The 16,182-nt window shown below is 64.4% G+C and carries 15 protein-coding genes; 12 read left to right on the forward strand and 3 right to left on the reverse strand.

The annotated features are described in order from the left end of the window. Positions 1–35 precede the first annotated feature (35 nt). Entirely contained in the window at positions 36–818 is a 783-nt protein-coding gene (locus OX459_RS21595; RefSeq protein WP_035826389.1) for an inositol monophosphatase family protein, read from the reverse strand. A gap of 195 nt (positions 819–1,013) precedes the next feature. Between OX459_RS21595 and OX459_RS21600 the strand changes: the two genes are divergently transcribed. The 12 genes from OX459_RS21600 (at position 1,014) to OX459_RS21655 (ending at position 14,947) form a co-directional block, all read left to right on the forward strand. Next, positions 1,014–1,778 (forward strand): RNA methyltransferase, encoded by a 765-nt coding sequence (locus OX459_RS21600; protein WP_289906508.1) that lies wholly within the window; start codon positions 1,014–1,016, stop codon positions 1,776–1,778. After that, positions 1,775–2,677, forward strand: coding sequence for a LysR substrate-binding domain-containing protein (locus tag OX459_RS21605; protein ID WP_289906509.1), 903 nt, complete (start codon positions 1,775–1,777; stop codon positions 2,675–2,677). Before OX459_RS21600 ends, OX459_RS21605 begins: the two co-directional genes overlap by 4 nt. Before the next feature lie 90 nt (positions 2,678–2,767). Continuing rightward, positions 2,768–3,973 carry an MFS transporter gene (locus OX459_RS21610; RefSeq protein ID WP_289906510.1) on the forward strand — a complete coding sequence of 402 codons (1,206 nt, stop codon included), beginning with the start codon at positions 2,768–2,770 and terminating at the stop codon, positions 3,971–3,973. A gap of 77 nt (positions 3,974–4,050) precedes the next feature. Further along, positions 4,051–4,572: a hypothetical protein gene (locus OX459_RS21615; protein ID WP_289906511.1), complete on the forward strand. Its 522-nt coding sequence runs from the start codon at positions 4,051–4,053 to the stop codon at positions 4,570–4,572. Between the two features lie 7 nt (positions 4,573–4,579). Further along, on the forward strand, positions 4,580–6,214 hold the full coding sequence (locus OX459_RS21620; protein WP_289906512.1) for a GMC family oxidoreductase: 1,635 nt from the start codon (positions 4,580–4,582) through the stop codon (positions 6,212–6,214). Further along, the gene (locus tag OX459_RS21625; RefSeq protein ID WP_289906513.1) at positions 6,211–7,167 is read left to right on the forward strand and encodes an alpha/beta fold hydrolase; all 957 of its coding nucleotides are present in this window, start codon (positions 6,211–6,213) and stop codon (positions 7,165–7,167) included. The genes OX459_RS21620 and OX459_RS21625 overlap by 4 nt, the downstream gene beginning before the upstream one ends. Positions 7,168–7,469: 302 nt before the next feature. Then, positions 7,470–11,105, forward strand: coding sequence for an EAL domain-containing protein (locus OX459_RS21630; protein WP_289906514.1), 3,636 nt, complete (start codon positions 7,470–7,472; stop codon positions 11,103–11,105). 135 nt (positions 11,106–11,240) lie between these two features. Continuing rightward, a complete protein-coding gene (locus OX459_RS21635) occupies positions 11,241–11,858 on the forward strand; it encodes a phasin family protein (RefSeq protein ID WP_289906515.1) in 618 nt (205 codons plus the stop codon). Between the two features lie 139 nt (positions 11,859–11,997). Continuing rightward, positions 11,998–12,669, forward strand: a complete 672-nt coding sequence (locus tag OX459_RS21640; protein ID WP_034758777.1) for a TetR/AcrR family transcriptional regulator — start codon at positions 11,998–12,000, stop codon at positions 12,667–12,669. A 41-nt stretch (positions 12,670–12,710) separates the two neighbouring features. After that, on the forward strand, positions 12,711–13,484 hold the full coding sequence (locus tag OX459_RS21645; protein ID WP_289906516.1) for a hypothetical protein: 774 nt from the start codon (positions 12,711–12,713) through the stop codon (positions 13,482–13,484). An 11-nt stretch (positions 13,485–13,495) separates the two neighbouring features. Continuing rightward, entirely contained in the window at positions 13,496–14,041 is a 546-nt protein-coding gene (locus OX459_RS21650; RefSeq protein WP_180278808.1) for a TIGR00730 family Rossman fold protein, read from the forward strand. A gap of 312 nt (positions 14,042–14,353) precedes the next feature. Continuing rightward, positions 14,354–14,947 carry a PEP-CTERM sorting domain-containing protein gene (locus OX459_RS21655; RefSeq protein WP_289906729.1) on the forward strand — a complete coding sequence of 198 codons (594 nt, stop codon included), beginning with the start codon at positions 14,354–14,356 and terminating at the stop codon, positions 14,945–14,947. 126 nt (positions 14,948–15,073) lie between these two features. Here OX459_RS21655 and OX459_RS21660 read toward each other — a convergent pair whose 3' ends face one another. Continuing rightward, entirely contained in the window at positions 15,074–15,586 is a 513-nt protein-coding gene (locus OX459_RS21660) for a M48 family metallopeptidase (protein ID WP_034758768.1), read from the reverse strand. Positions 15,587–15,757: 171 nt separating this feature from the next. Next, complete coding sequence (locus tag OX459_RS21665; RefSeq protein ID WP_289906517.1) at positions 15,758–16,174, reverse strand: KGG domain-containing protein; 417 nt, start codon at positions 16,172–16,174, stop codon at positions 15,758–15,760. Between the last annotated feature and the right edge of the window lie 8 nt (positions 16,175–16,182).

Raw genomic sequence — 16,182 nt, forward strand, 5'->3', positions numbered from 1 at the left:
CGGCAGCTTTTGTTACATCAGCGCGGGCCCGGCAATCAGGCGAATGGCGTCAGCAGGGTGATCATCTGGCCAAAGATCTTCGGGCTGGCGGCGATGACGTCGCCCTTGTACAGGTAGTCCGATTCGCCGGAAAATTCACCGACGATGCCGCCCGATTCCGTGATCATCAGGGCGCCGGCGGCGATATCCCAAGGCTTCAAGCCTTTTTCGTAGAAGCCGTCCAGGCGGCCGCAAGCGACGTAAGCCAGGTCCAGCGCGGCCGAGCCGGCGCGGCGCACGCCCTGGCTGCGTTCGCCCATGATCGCGTACATCTTCAGGTATTCGTCCAGCGCGCGGGCGCTGCCGGCCACGTAGCCGGTGCCCAGCAGGGCGTTCGAGATACGGTCCAGTTTGGTGACGCGGATGCGTTTTTCGTTCAGGTAGGCGCCGGCGCCCTTGGTGGCCGTAAACAGGTCATTGCGGACCGGATCGTAGATGACGGCTTGCGTGACGACGCCGCGATGCGCGAGGGCGATCGAAATGCAGTATTGCGGGAAACCGTGGATGAAGTTGGTGGTGCCATCGATCGGGTCGATGATCCACTGATATTCATTCTCGTCGTGCGAGTTGGCGGAAGCTCCCGATTCCTCAGCCAGGAACGCGTGGTCCGGGTAGGCTTTGGACAGCACCTCGATGATGGCTTGTTCGGCCGCCTGGTCGACGTCGGTGACGAAATCGTTATGTTGTTTTTCCGTGACGACGACGCGGTCGAGGTCAAAAGAGGCGCGATTGATGACGGCGGCGCCGCGGCGGGCGGCTTTGATCGCCGTGTTGAGCATTGGGTGCATGTGAGCTTCCGTTAAAAGCACGCGACCGCCCAGCGTCGCCTTTCGGCGCCGGTACGATAGAGTGCAAGAATGAATTAAAGAGCGGAGCGGTGCCGAAGTGGTTAAAATCCCGGCCTGGAGTCAGCGTTTTGTGACTCCGTTTCCCGAAATTTCCTGTATCGATACCGCGCAATAGCGCTATTTTAAATGAATCTGCCCGAAATCAACACGTCTCTTTTCAAACGCCTGCGATTTATTCTTGTCGAAACTAGTCGATCCGGCAACATTGGCGCCGTCGCGCGGGCCATGAAAACGATGGGTTTTTCCGATCTGGTGCTGGTCAACCCCCGCTTTCCCGATGCCTTGACGGACGCGGAAGCGGTGGCTTTCGCCAGCGGCGCGCAGGATATCCTGGCGGGCGCGCGCATCGTCGGCTCCATCGCCGAGGCGCTCGAAGGCTGCAATTACGCGGCGGCCGTCTCGGCCCGGCTGCGCGAATTTTCGCCGCCCGTCACGGCGCCGCGCGCCATTGCCGCGCAGCTGGCGGCCAGCGAGGACTTGCACGCGGCCGTCATCTTCGGCAACGAGCGCTTCGGCTTGCCCAACGAGATCGTCGAGCAGTGCAATGTGCTGATCAACATCCCCGCCAATCCCGAGTATTCCTCGCTGAACCTGTCGCAGGCGGCGCAAGTCGTCGCCTATGAATGCCGCGTGGCGGCCCTCGGCGATGGGCAAATCGCCAGTCCCGTCGGTTTTCACGGCGACGCGGCCAGCCTGGCGCAGGTCGACGGCATGTATGCGCACCTGGAACAGGCGCTGGTGGCCATCGATTTCCTCGACGCGGACAACCCGAAAAAACTCATGCCAAGGCTGAAACGCCTGTTTTCGCGCACGGGGCTGGAAACGGAAGAAGTCAATATCCTGCGCGGCATCGCCCGGCATATCCTGGCGGTGGCGAAAAAAGGCCCATGATAGAAACCCGGCTGCTGCGCCAGTTCATCGCCGTCGCCGAGGAACTCAATTTCCGCCGCGCGGCCGAACGGCTGCACATGGCGCAGCCGCCGTTGTCGCAGGCGATATTGCGGCTGGAAGAAGCGCTCGGCTACCCCGTCTTCGAGCGCACCAACCGCAAGGTCAGCCTGACGCCGGCCGGCACGGCTTTCCTGGCCACGGCCCGCCAGGTGCTGGCCAGCCTGGAAGAGGGCGTGGCCGCCACGCGCCGCGTGGCGCAGGGCATCGAGGGCCACTTGCGCCTCAGTTTCATCCACATCACGCCCTACGCCCACGTATTGACGGCCTTGCGGGCCTTCCGCGCCGCCTCGCCCGCCGTGCAATTCACCTTGCGCGAAGCGTCGACGCAGCAGCAGGTCGAGTGGCTGGAACGGGGCGAGGTCGATGTCGCCCTGCTGCGCGCGCCGGGGCGCAGCACGCCGGGCCTGCGCTTCGAGCGCCTGTCCGGCGAAGACATCGTCGTGGCGCTGCCGTTGAACCACCGCTGCGCGGGCCAGGCGCGGGTGGACCTGGCGGATTTGGCCGGTGACGATTTCGTCGCCTCGCCGCGCGAACTGGGCCAGGGTTTCCACGACCAGCTGGCCAGCCTGTGCCTGCATGCGGGCTTCGTGCCGCAGGTGGCGCAGCAGGCGCGCCGCTTGCAGACTGTGCTGGGATTGGTGGCGGCCGGTTTTGGTGCGGCCCTGCTGCCGGCCAGCCTGGCGGCGTCCATGCCGGCGGGCGTTGTCATGCTGCCGCTGGCAAGCAGCGCGCCCGCGCCGCTGCGCCAGCTCGACCTGTACATGGCGTGGGACCCGCGGCGCACATCTCCCGTGCGCGAGCGGCTGCTGGCGCAATTGCGGCACTTTTCCCCGCATTGAGACTTTGAGCGTCTCGTTTCAAGATAAATAAGATATTTTACAGATGGCGATCGCGGGGCCAGCATGGCGTTTTGATTGTCAGGAACTGCCATGTCCACCATGTCCTCGCGCACTGCGCTGCCGTCCGCCGCGCTGCCACTCTCCATTTATCTGCTCTCCCTGTGCAGCTTCGCCTTCGGCTTGTGCGAATTCATCGCCGCCGGCCTGTTGACGCCCATGGCGCGCGACCTGCACGCCAGCGTGGCGGCGGCCGGCGGCGCCATCGCCGCGTATGCGCTGGGCGCGGCCATCGGCGCGCCCGTGCTGACGGCCCTGTTGGCGCGCCGGCCCGTGCGCCAGGTGCTGGTGGCCACCATGCTCGTGCTGGCGGCCGGCAGCGTGGCCATGGCGGCCGCGCCGGCGCTGGGCGCGCTGCTGGGGGTGCGCTTTGCCGTCGGCCTCGCGCATGGCGTGTTCATGGCCATCGCCTCGCATGCGGCCACCAGCCTGGTCGACCCGTCGCGCGCGGGCCGGGCGCTGTCCATCGTCTGGCTGGGCCTGACCCTGGCGCTGGCGGGCGGCGTGCCGCTGGGGACGTGGCTGGGCGCCGTCGCGTCGTGGCGCTGGGTATTTGCGGTGATCGGCGTGCTGGCCCTGTGCGGCGGTGCGGGCTTGCGCCTGGCCATGCCGGCCGCGCGCCAGCAGGCCGCCGCCACATCGGCCCTGGCCAGCCTGCGCGCCATCCTGCAACCGCCCCTGCTGCTGGCGGCCGGCGTGGCGGCGCTGGTCAGCGTGGCTACCTTCAGTTTTTTCACGTATGTCTCGCCCTTCCTGCTGCAGCTGGGCGGACTCGATGCGGGCTGGCTGGGCGCCGCCATGCTGTGCTTTGGCGCGTGCGCCATCGGCGGCAACCTGCTGGGCGGCTGGTGCGCGGACCGCCCCCACGCGCTGCGCGCCACCATGCTGGCCCTGGCCGCGCTGGCGCTCAATCTGCTGGCCTTTTATCTGCTGCGCGCCTGGTCCCTGGCCATGCTGGCCCTGTGCGGCACCTTGGGCTTGCTGTTCTTTGCCCTCGTCACCCTGTCCACCATGGGTTTGCTGCGCCTGGCGCGGCGGCATTGCCCGGGCAGCGACGCCGTGGCGGCGGGCTTGAATATCGCCGCCTTCAATGCTGGGACGGCGCTTGGCGGTGCACTGGGCGGTGCGCTGATCGTCGCCTTCGGCTTGCCCAGCATCGCCATCGGCGGCGCGCTGGCTGCGCTGCTGGCCATGCTGCTGCTGTGGTTTCAGTCGCAAAAACTAGACTCTCCGCTCTAGTTTTTGCGTTCAAACGTCCACTGCCTTTGGCGTACACTGGCTTGCAAAAGGCGGTATAAAACAAGGGGATAGGGGATATGCAACGCAGATCGTTTCTGAAACTGGGTGTGCTCGGCGCCTGCGCGCTGGCCGCCGGCGGCGCCGCGTATCGGCTGGTGCGCGGACCGTCGCCTCCCGGCCGCTTCGTGCTCGATGGCGCGGCGCGCGCGGCGCTGGCGGCCATCGTGCCGGCCATGCTGGGCAGCGCGCTGCCGCGGGAAGCCCCCGCGCGGGCCGCGGCGCTCAATGGCGCCATCGCCGGCGTGGACACCGCCATCCGCGGCTTGCCCCTGGCGGCGCAGCAGGAAGTGCAGGATTTGTTCGGTTTGCTGGCGCTGGCGCCCGCGCGGCGCTTCGTCGCCGGCGTAAAAGATGGCTGGCGCGAAGCCGACCCCGCCCAGGTGGCAGCCTTCCTGCAATCGTGGCGCACGCACCGCCTGGCCACCCTGCAGACGGCCTACCTGGCCCTGCACGACCTGATCCTCGGCGCCTGGTATGCCGATGCCGCCCACTGGGCCGCCATCGGCTATCCGGGACCGCTGCCCGAACTGAGCGCATAAGGCATCCATGAGCACATCCCCCATTCCTGACCCCATCGCCATCGGCGTGGCCGACGGCTGGAGCGTCACCGACGCCAGCACCCTGAATGCCGACCGCACCCTGGAGGTGGATGTCGTCGTCATCGGCAGCGGCGCCGGCGGCGGCGTGACGGCGGAAATCCTTGCGCTGGCCGGCCTGAAAGTCTTGATCGTCGAAGAGGGCGGCTTGAAGTCTTCGCGCGACTTCAAGATGCGCGAAGCGGACGCCTATCCCGCGCTGTACCAGGAATCGGCCGCGCGCAAGACGCGCGACAAGGCCATCAACATTTTGCAGGGGCGCACCGTGGGCGGTTCGACCACCGTCAACTGGACGTCGAGCTTCCGCACGCCGCCCGGCACCCTCGATTACTGGCGCAAGCATTTTGGCTTGTCCGGCTATTCGGTGGACGCCATGGCGCCGTGGTTCGCCATGATGGAAAAGCGCCTGCACGTGAGCGACTGGGCCGCGCCGCCGAATGAAAACAACGACTTGTTGCGGCGTGGCGCCGCGGCGCTGGGCATCCCCACGGCCGCGATCCGGCGCAATGTGAACGGCTGCTGGAACCTCGGCTACTGCGGCATGGGTTGCCCGACCAACGCCAAGCAATCGATGCTGGTGACGACGATCCCCTCGGCGCTGGCGCTGGGCGCGGGCTTGCTCGTGCACGCGCGCGCGGAACGCTTCAGCTTCAAGGGCGAGCGCATCGACAGCCTGCAGGTGACGGCGCTCGATGCTGCCGGGCAGGCGCCCACGGGCGTGCGTCTGACGCTGCGCGCCAGGCACTTCGTGCTGGCCGGCGGGGCCATCAATTCGCCCGCGCTGCTGCTGCGTTCACAGGCGCCCGATCCGCACGGCTTGCTGGGGCGGCGCACCTTCTTGCATCCGACGGTGATTTCGGCGGGCTTGTTCAAGCAGCGCGTCGACGCCTATGCGGGCGCGCCGCAGACGATTTATTCCGACCATTTCCTGCACACGGCGCCCATCGATGGCTCCATCGGCTACAAGCTCGAAGCGCCGCCCCTGCATCCGCTGCTGATGGCCACCACCATGGGCGGCTTCGGCGACGAGCATGCGCGCACCATGCGCGACTTCCCCCATGCGCACGCCTTGCTGGCGCTGCTGCGCGACGGTTTTCACCATGAAGCGGCGGGCGGCAGCGTATCGATCGACAGCTTCGGCGCGCCCGTGCTCGACTATCCGCTCACACCCTTCATCTGGGATGGCGTGCGGCGCGCGCTGCTGTCGATGGCGGAAATCCAGTTCGCGGCCGGCGCGCGGAGCGTGTATCCCGTACACGAGCTGGCCAGCCATTACACCAGCTGGGCGCAGGCGAAACAGGCCATCGGCGATTTGCCGATGAAGGCGCTGCTGACGCGCGTGGTATCGGCCCACGTGATGGGCGGCTGCGCCATGTCGGACGATGCGCGCCTGGGCGTGACGGGCGCCGACGGCCGCTACCACGGCGTGCGCAACCTGTCCGTGCACGACGGCTCGCTGTTTCCCACCTCGATAGGCGCCAATCCGCAATTGACGCTGTATGCGCTGGCCGCGCGCCTGGCCAGCGGCCTGGCGCGGGAACTGACGGGCAAGCCCGCGCCCGTTCCCGTCGCAGGCACGGCATGATCGCGCGCATCCTCAGGTGGCTGATGCTGCTGCAGGTGCTGGCCGTGCTGGCGGTGGCGTACCTGGCCATGCATGCCTGGGGCGTAGCGTCGCCGGTGCTGGCCTTGCTGCTGGCGGGCGCCATGCTGCTGGCCGTGCGCGCGCTGGTCGTGGCGCGTAATTTCCGGGAAAGCCGGCATCTTGGCAGCCCCGTGCCGGCGGAGCATCAGTTGGGTATGCGGGGCGCCGCGCGGCTGTTCCTGGGCGAGTTGCGCGCCACCCTGTGGACGTCGTCGTGGGGCATGCTGCGCCCGCGCCTGCATGCGGCCGACACCGTCGCTGGCCAGGGCTTGCCGGTGCTGCTGATCCACGGCTATGTGTGTAACCGCGGCTACTGGGCGCAGCTGAGCCGGCAGCTGGCGCGGGCCGGCATCGTGCACGACGGCGTCGACCTGGAACCGATAGGCGCCGATATCGAGGAGTTCGTGCCGCAGGTCGAGCAAGCCATCGCGGCGCTGTGCGCCCGCACGGGCAGCGACCGCGCCATCATCGTCGCCCACAGCATGGGCGGCCTGGTGGCGCGCGCCTGGCTGCGCCATTACGGCGCGGCCCGCGTGGCGCGCATCATCACCATCGGCACGCCGCACCACGGCACGGCGCTGGCCAATGTGGCGGCGGGCGCCAATGCGCGCCAGATGAGCCGTATCCATGGCGCGCCCAGCGGCTGGCTGGCGCAGCTGGCCGCAAGCGAGACGCCGGAAACGCGCGCCCTGATCACCTCGATTTACTCGCACCACGATAATATTGTCGCGCCGCAATCTTCCGCGTACTTGCCCGGCGCGCGCAATCTTGCCTTCGGCGGCATCGGCCACGTGGCGCTGGCCAGCGATGCGCGCGTGCTGCGTCAGCTGTTGGTGGAAATTACTATCAAGACCGAAGTCGCCCAGCCCCCATCTTCCCCCCGTTTTGCCTGAATCCTGTTGTGTTTTATCTGCATGGCAAGACTGTCTCTTTTGACTCTGCTGTTGCCCGTGTTTAACAGCGTCACGGGCAGAAAATGCTGTTTTCCACTGGCGTACTGTATTAAGCTAACGTCAGAAGACGGCTGGCGGAAATTTGTTCCCGAGGCCGCTTGCGAAGCTCTGCTAGTACCCTGCGCACAGATATTTTTCTGGATGTATGGCAAGATGTTATAGGATTGTTATGTTAGCCGCGCATGCGGAAAGTTGAACGCAGGCGGAAAATGAGTCCATGCAGTTTTTATTGGGGGCGCTAATTGTCCGCACGTATCCTGATTATTGAAGATAACGCCACCAATATGGAATTGATGGTGTATTTGCTGCGTGCCTTCGGGTACACGCCGCTGGCAGCCTATGACGGCGAAGAGGGCGTGCGCATGGCGCGCAGCGAATTGCCGGACTTGATCATTTGCGACGTGCATTTGCCCAAGCTCGACGGCTACGGCGTGGTGGCGGAGCTGAAGAAAGACCCGCGGCTGCGCGCGATCCCGGCCCTGGCCGTGACGGCGCTGGCCATGGTGGGCGACCGCGAACGCTTGCTCGAGGCGGGCTTCAATGGCTACATCGGCAAGCCGATCGAGCCCGACCTTTTCGTCGCGGAGCTGGAGTCTTTTTTACCCGGGGCGCCGTCGACGCCAGTTAAAAACGACATAGCCACCATCCTGATCGTCGATGATCATGTGCTGAACCGCGAATTCCTGACCGCGCTGCTGGGTTACGGCGGCCACCGCCTGCTGGAAGCGGCGAATGGCGCCGACGCGCTGGAAATCCTGCGCACCGAGCGGCCCGACCTGATCATTTCCGACATCCTCATGCCGAACATGGACGGTTACGAATTCGTCACGCGCGTGCATGCCGATCCCGCGCTGACCGACGTGCCCATCATCTTCTATACGGCCACCTACCGCGAGCAGGAAGCGATCCTGCTGGCGCAGGCCTGCGGCGTGCGCTGGGTGCTGCCCAAGCCGTCCGATCCCGAGGTCATCGTGCGCACCGTCAACGAGGCGCTGGGGCTGATGCCGGCCGCGGCACAGGTGCCGGGAGCGCCGGACGCCGGCGACGCGGCGCTGCCCGCCGCGGGCAAGCTGGCCGGCATCGAGCACCAGGTCAGCGGCTATCTCGATGAACTCGAATCGAGCAGCCAGCAGATTTCGCAGCTGGCCAGCCAGCGCGAGGGCCAGGCTGCCATCCCCGAAGACCTGGGCGTCATGACGGAGCGCCTGTCGCGTTCCCTGTCGAGCCTGCAGGCGGTCAGCCTGCGCCTGACGGCCTTGATCGAGCTGGGCATCGAGCTGGGCGCCGAACGCGATCCGCGCGCCCTGATCGAGGCGGGCTGCAAGGTGGCGCAGAATATCTGCGTCTCGAAGTACGCCTGCATCGGCGTGCTGGAAGAGGGCGCCGAAAAGCTCAGCTATTTTTCCTCGTGCGGCGCCGAGAAAAACCTCGAGCGCATCGCCAGCGCGCCGCGCACGGGCATCCTGAACCGCTTGCTGGAGCAGCGCCAGCCCTACCGGGTCAATGGCTTGAAGGGCGACCCCGGCGCGCTGGGCTTGCCCGACACGCACCCGCCCGTGCACTCCTTCCTGGGCGTGGCCATCGCCTCGCGCGAACGCAGCCACGGCTGGCTGTACCTAGTCGACAAGCTGGGGGCGACTGAATTTTCCGAAGTCGACGAGCGGGTCGCCGCCACGGTGGCGGCGCAGATCGCCGTCGCCTACGACAACCTGCTGCTGTACGACGAGATCAAGCGCCATCACGAGCAGCTGACCCTGGACATGGCGGCGCGCATCCGCCTCGATGAAGACTTGCGCCGCTTCCGCCTGGCGATGGATGCCACGGCCGACGCGATTTTCCTCGTCGACCGCGCCGGCATGTGCTTCGTCGACGTCAACCAGACGGCTTGCCGCATGCTTGGTTTCGAGCGCGAGGATTTCCTGCGCGTGGGACCTGGCCGCGCGCACGAGGGCGAATCCCAGCTGGAAGAGCTGTACAACAAGCTGCTGGCGGGCGACCAGGGCGGGCCGATGACGGAATTGCAGTTGCAGCGCAAGGACGGCTCGCCGCTGTCGGTGGAAGTGCAGCGGCGCACCCTGCGCTCGGGGCAGAGCTGGATCCTGGTGGCCGTGGCGCGCGACATCACCGAGCGCAAGGATGCCGAGCAGCGCCTGATGAAGCTGGCCCATTTCGACACCTTGACGGGTTTGCCGAACCGCAGCCAGTTCTACGTCTCGCTGACCCATTCCCTGGCCCAGGCGGCCGAACATCAGTGGGCCGTGGCCGTGCTGTTCATGGATATCGACCGCTTCAAGAATATCAACGACACCCTGGGCCACACCATCGGCGACGACCTGCTGCGCCAGTTTTCCAGCCGCCTGGTCGATTGCCTGCGCGTGCGCGATACCATCGGCCGCTTTGGCGGCGACGAATTTGCCACCATCCTGGTGCTGCCCGACGGCGCCCAGCACGCCGTGGGCGTGGTCCACAAGGTGCGCGAGGCGATGCGCAAGCCCTTCGATTTGCAGGGCCATGAAGTGACGGTGACGGTCAGCATCGGCATTTCCGTGTACCCCGACGATGGCGTCGATGCGGACACGCTGATTCAATATGCCGACACGGCCATGTACCGCGCCAAGGAGGCGGGCCGCGACGCCTTCCGCTTCTTCACGGCGGAAATGAATGCGCAGTCGATGGCGCGGCTGGACATGGAAAACGCCCTGCGGCGCGCCATCGACAACGAGGAATTCGTGCTGTTCTTCCAGCCCAAGGTGAATATCATCTCGGGGCGCATCAGCGGCGCCGAAGCGCTGATACGCTGGCGCCGCCCCGGTCACGGCATGGTTTCGCCGGCCCTGTTCATCCCCCTGCTGGAAGAAACGGGACTCATCGTGCGCGTCGGTAACTGGGTGCTCGACGAAGCGTGCAAGAAGATCAGCGAGTGGGGCGCCAGCAGCATCGGGCCCGTGCACCTGTCGGTGAACGTCTCGGGCATCCAGTTTTTCGTCGGCGGCCTGGAAGAGGAGGTGCTCAAGGCCATCCGCAAATACGAGATCGCGCCCGAGCTGCTGGAACTGGAGCTGACGGAAAGCTCGCTGATGTCGAACGCCGAGGAAACCATCGCCGTGCTGCGCAACCTGAAGGCGCTGGGCATCCAGATTTCCATCGACGATTTCGGCACCGGCTATTCCAGCCTGGCCTACCTGAAGCGCTTCCCCATCGACAAGCTGAAGATCGACATCGCCTTCGTGCGCGAAGTCACCAGCAATCCGGACGACGCGGCCATCGTGCTGGCCATCATCAGCATGGCGCACAGCATGAAGCTGGAAGTGATCGCCGAAGGCGTGGAAAACGACGCGCAGCTGGCCTATTTGCGGCGCCACGGCTGCGACGAGATGCAGGGGTATTATTTCAGTCGCCCCGTGCCGCACGAGGAATTCGAGCAGATGTTGATGGGCGGCAAGTTGCTGCAGGCGCCTGAGGATGCCGCCGGCGAAGAGCAGCAAACTTTGCTGATCGTCGACGATGATGTCTTCATGCTCGACGTGCTCAGCGACTTCCTGGCGCAGGACGGCTACCGCATCCTCACGGCGCAGACGGCCGCCGAAGGCTTCGACATCCTGGCGCGCCACAAGGTGCAGGTGATCCTGTGCGACCAGTGCATGCCGCTCATGAGCGGCACCGAATTCATGGAACGGGTCAAGCACCTGTGTCCCGACACTTTCCGCATCATGCTGTCGGCCTTTGCCGACCTGACGCCCATCATGGCGGCCATCAACCGCGGCGCCGTCGACCGCTTCTACACGAAACCGTGGAAAGGCGCCGTGCTGCGCGAGAATATCCGCGAAGGCTTCCGCCTGCACAAGCTGCTGCATGGCCAGGTGAAGGCGGCGGCCTAGGCGCTGGCCACTGCGTGCGCTGGCGCACCTTCCGAGGCAGCTTTCTATCGGATTAGACTCCCGTCTCTAGTTTTGCTCACTAGAATAAAAAGTATCCATGAAGTGGCATGGCCTTTCATATGACGGGAGCTGGCGATGGTGAAGAAATTGAAGGAATTGGCGGAAGACAAGGAATTGGCGAACGCCGTGCGCTCGTCCGCGCAGCAGATCTGGCAAGCGGGTCTGGGCGCCTTCGCCAAGGCGCAGGAAGAGGGTGGACGCGTGTTTTCCCGGCTGGTGAAGGAAGGCACGGAATTCCAGAAGCGCGCCGAAGACAAGGTTTCCGGCGTCAGCGACAGTGTCAGCAAGCTGGCCGATGGCGTGGGCAAGCAGGCCAGCGGCTCCTGGGACAAGCTGGAACAGGTGTTTGAAGAGCGTGTCGCGCGTGCGCTGGCCACCATCGGCGTGCCCACGCAACAGGATATTTCCGCACTGCATGCGCAGATCGAGGCCTTGAGCCGGCAAGTGGCGGCGCTGTCGGCCCAGGCCGCGCCTGCGCCCAAGCCGAAGGCCGCGGCCAAGCCCGCCGTGAAGGCGGCGCCGAAAGTTGCACTGAAAACCGCGCCGAAAGCGGTCGTCGTCAAGGCCCCGGCCAAGCCGGCAGCCCGGAGCGCGCCGCGGGCCGCGGCCAAGCCGGCGAGCAAAGCGGCGAGCAAGCCGGCAAGCAAGCCGGCGGCGAGACCGGCGGCGAAGAAAAAAGCGCCGGCCGCCTGAGCCGGTGCCGCATCCCTCCAGCCTGCGCGAGCAGGCTTTTTCTTGCCCGGGCTTTTCGTTGGCGCCCGGGGGGCGGAGTGTTTCATTACAGCTATCTTAGGTGGTATGCTTGAGGCAGAACACAGAGAGATTGCCCGCCATGCTACAAAAAGCACCACGCCGTACCCGCGAACGCATCCTGGAGTTGTCGCTGCGCCTGTTCAATGAGTTTGGTGAGCCGAATATCACGACGACCGTGATTGCGGAAGAGATGAACATTTCGCCCGGAAACCTGTATTACCACTTCCGTAACAAGGACGACATCGTCAATTCCATCTTCGTCCAGTTCGAGGCGGAAATCGAACGCATCCTGACCGTGCCCGACGGGCGCCGCTCGAATATCGAGGATGTCTGGCTGTATTTGCATCTGATGTTCGAACTGATCTGGCGCTACCGCTTCTTCTATCGCGACCTCAACGATTTGCTGTCGCGCAACCGCAAGCTGGAATTGCACTTCAAGCTGATCCTGGCGCACAAGATCAAGGTGGCTACGCAGCTGTGCGAAGACTTGCGCAGCGAACAGTCGCTGGAAGCGTCGGACATGGAAGTGGCCGCGATGGCGACGAATATGGTCGTCGTCGCCACCTACTGGCTGTCGTACGAATATGTGCGCAACCCGCGCAAGTACAGCGAGCAGCAATCGATGTCCGACGCGCTGGCGCGCGGCTGTTACCAGGTGCTGTCCCTGATCGGGCCGTATTTACGCAATGAAACGCATTTGCTGTTTCGCAAACTGTCGGAAGAGTATGTGACAAAACTCAAGAACGACTGACGCGACTGCTGGCGCCACGTCGTCATTTACAGGAGAGATATATGGCTTGGAAACAATTTCCTTATCCGGACGAAGCATATGTCTACACCCCGCAAACCCTGGAAGCGGCCTGGGCGCGCCTGCATGCGGGCGATGTGGAACCCTTTCCCACGCACCCGGCGCTGGTGCAGGCGTGGCTGGCCTTCCATGCGGGCGACTTCGAGCGGGCCGTGAAACTGGGCCTGGCTGTCGGCGTGCCCGGCTATGCGGTGGCGCACAAGGCGACCTGCATCTATGCCACGCACCTGGAAGTGGATGACAGCCGGAAACTCGACATGTACGAGGAAGTGGCGGAGCGCTGCGAGCGCCAGCAGAGCGAGCAGCCGGACAATCCGGCCGGCTACTACTGGCATGCCTACAGCCTGGGCCGCTATGCGCTGGGCACGTCCGTCGTCAAGGCCCTGGCGCAGGGCATGGGCGCGCGCGTGCGCAATAGCCTGGACCGCACGATGACGGTGGCGCCCATGCATGCGGAAGCGCATATCGCGTTTGGGATTTATCATACGGAAATTATCGACAAGGTCGGCACCATGATAGGCGGCCTGACCTACGGCGCCAACAAGGAAGATGGCTACCAGCACTTCAAGACGGCGCTGGCCCTGACGCCGTATTCGGCGCTGGCGCACAGCGAATATGCGCGCGCCTTGAATATGCTGGACGGAAAGAAAAAGCTGGCGGAAGCGCTGGCCCTGTATGAAAAGGCGGCCGAGTGCGTGGCACTGGACGCCAAGGAGCGCCTCGAGGTCGAGGCGGCGATCGATGAATTGAAAGGGTAGGGAATACTGTGATCAAGGCTTTATGTGTGTATTGCGGCGCCAACGCGGGCGTCTCGCCGGACTATGCCGTGGCGGCGCGCGAACTGGCGCGCGTGCTGGTGGCGGAAAATATCTCGCTCGTGTATGGCGGCGGCAAGGTGGGACTGATGGGCGTGATCGCCGATGAAGTGCTGCGCCTGGGCGGTGAGGTGACGGGCGTGATTCCCACCCAGCTGGTCGAGCGCGAAGTGGGCCACACGGGCTTGACGCGGCAGTTCATCGTGAAGGACATGCACGAGCGCAAGGCGATGATGGCCAGCCTGTCCGACGCCTTCATTGCCATGCCCGGCGGCTATGGCACCCTGGAAGAGCTGTTCGAGATGCTCACCTGGGCCCAGCTGGGCTTGCACGCCAAGCCCATCGGCTTGCTCAATGTCGACCGTTTCTATGACGGCTTGATCGCTTTCGTACAAAACGGCAAGGAACAGGGCTTCATCCGCCCGCAGCACGCGGCGTTTCTGAACGCCGACGCCGATCCTGCGGCCCTGGTGCAGCGGTTGAAGGATAGTGCGCCGTAAATCTTCTTTGTGAAGTCTCATCCAGAGCCATGCATTGTGAAATGCATGGCTTTTTTATTTATGTGCGGGAAAATTGATCAAGATCAATTAATTAATTAATATAAATATAGCTAGAATGTTTCCATGTAGGCATGTTTTTTTGAAAATGAAGATGCTTTTTATGCATGAATGTGTTCTACTGCAATTGTTCAAAAGACAGGCATGTCGGACACCCAGCGAGGCGCCTCCCGTTTTCCGCTACGACGCCTAGATATTGCAAGTTGCCACAACCTCGCTACTTCATCATCTTGAAAGGATATTATTGTGAAACCAATGACTCTCTTGCGCGCGACCGCCGTCGCCGCCATTCTCGCCGCCGGCGGCGCCCATGCACAAACCACCATCATCGGATTTGATGCGCTGGAGCAACCCGGCATTCTCGGCTCCGTCTTCGATTCCTATTCCGAAGGCGGCTACAATTTCGACAGCAGCTTCCTGGGCCTGTTGAGTTCCGCACATCAAAGCAACTTTGCCTATGCCGGCTCGGCCGGTCTTGGCGCCACCGTGCTGACGACGACAACCTTGAGCCGTACCGATGGCGCCGCTTTCTCGCTGAGCTCGATTCGCCTGGCTGACTTCGTGAGCTTGCCTGGCCCTTACGACGTGACGTTCTTCGGCCATCAGGTGGGCGGCGGCACGGTGACCCAGACCTTCAGCCTCGATGGCAGCCATAACTTCAGCGATTACACGTTCACGGGTTTCAACAACCTGCTGTCGGCAACGTGGCAGGAGGGCGCCTTGCACACCTTCCAGGTCGATAATATCGCCGCCAGCGTGAGCGCCGTGCCGGAACCGGCCACCTACGGCATGATGCTGGGCGGACTGGGCTTGCTGGCCTTCCTGCGCCGCCGCAAGAACGCCGCCTGAGCTTGAGCACGCTGCCGGTCCCGCCGGCACATGCGTCAAGAGCCGCCCGTCTTGCCGGGCGGCTACTCTGACCCACACCAACAATGCCGCCCAATGGATGCCCGGGGCGGCATTGTTATGTGGATGTCATGACCACAGGCGCTGGCCGGACAGGTCGAGCTGGGTCAGGTACAGGCGCACGTCGAATTCGTACTGGTGGTATTGCGGTTCCATATACGTGCACAGCTTGTAGAACGCCTTGTCATGCTGCTTTTCCTTCACGTGCGCCAGTTCGTGCACGGCGATCATGCGCAGGAATTCCAGCGGCACTTCCTTGAACATGGTGGCCACGCGGATTTCATGCTTGGCCTTGAGCTTGCCACCTTGCACGCGCGAGATCGAGGTATGCAAGCCCAGCGCGTGCTGGATCACATGGATCTTGCTGTCGAACGCCACCTTGTTGATGGGCTCGGCATTGCGCAGGAATTCATTCTTCAAGTCCTGCACATACTGGTATAAAGCCTTGTCGTTGCGTACATCGTGCGCGTTCGGATAGCGTTTCAACAGGACGTCGCCCAGCTTGTCTTGCGCGATCAGTTGCTGCACTTGCGCTTGCGTTTGTTCGGAATAGGCGCTCAGGTATTTCAGGGATGGCTGCATGCGGGGAAGGGCGGGGCGTGGCGCGGAGGTGTCGGTAAGGCGAGAATGTACCATACCGCCGCCCCCCGCGCTGCGCCAGCCCTTGCACGGGGCTACCCGGGCTGCCAGGGCCGCCCCTGCCTACCTGCATCAGGCCGCGCGCCGCAGGGGCAGCCCGGCGGCCTGTCCCGCTCAGCCCGCTCCGCCTGCTCCACCCTTGTCGTCCTCGTCCTTGCCGCCTTGCCGGCCGGGGCGGCCCTGCTCGGTGCCGCTGCTGCGCGTGGCCGTGCCGCTGCGGCTTTCATTGGCGCGCTGGGCCGATTGCCGGCTTTCGCCGCCCTTGCGGCCGATTTCCGCCATATGTTCGCGGTTGCGGCTGACGGCTTCGCCGCCTTTCTGTCCGGCCCGGCGCGCTTCTTCCGAGTCGAATTCATGCGCCGTGCCTTTTTGATGGGCTGCCTGGCCGCCCTTGCTGGCGATTTCGCGTTGCTGTTCCTCGTTCATGGCGGCGAAACCGCGTTTGCTCGGGCCTTTGGCACTGCCCGATTCGCCGGCTTTCTGGCTGCTGCCAGCGCCTTTGCCCTGTTCATTACCTTGATTGCTAGCCATGTCGCTCT

The sequence above is a fragment of the Janthinobacterium sp. SUN026 genome (genome assembly GCF_030397625.1).
GTDB lineage: Bacteria > Pseudomonadota > Gammaproteobacteria > Burkholderiales > Burkholderiaceae_D > Janthinobacterium > Janthinobacterium kumbetense.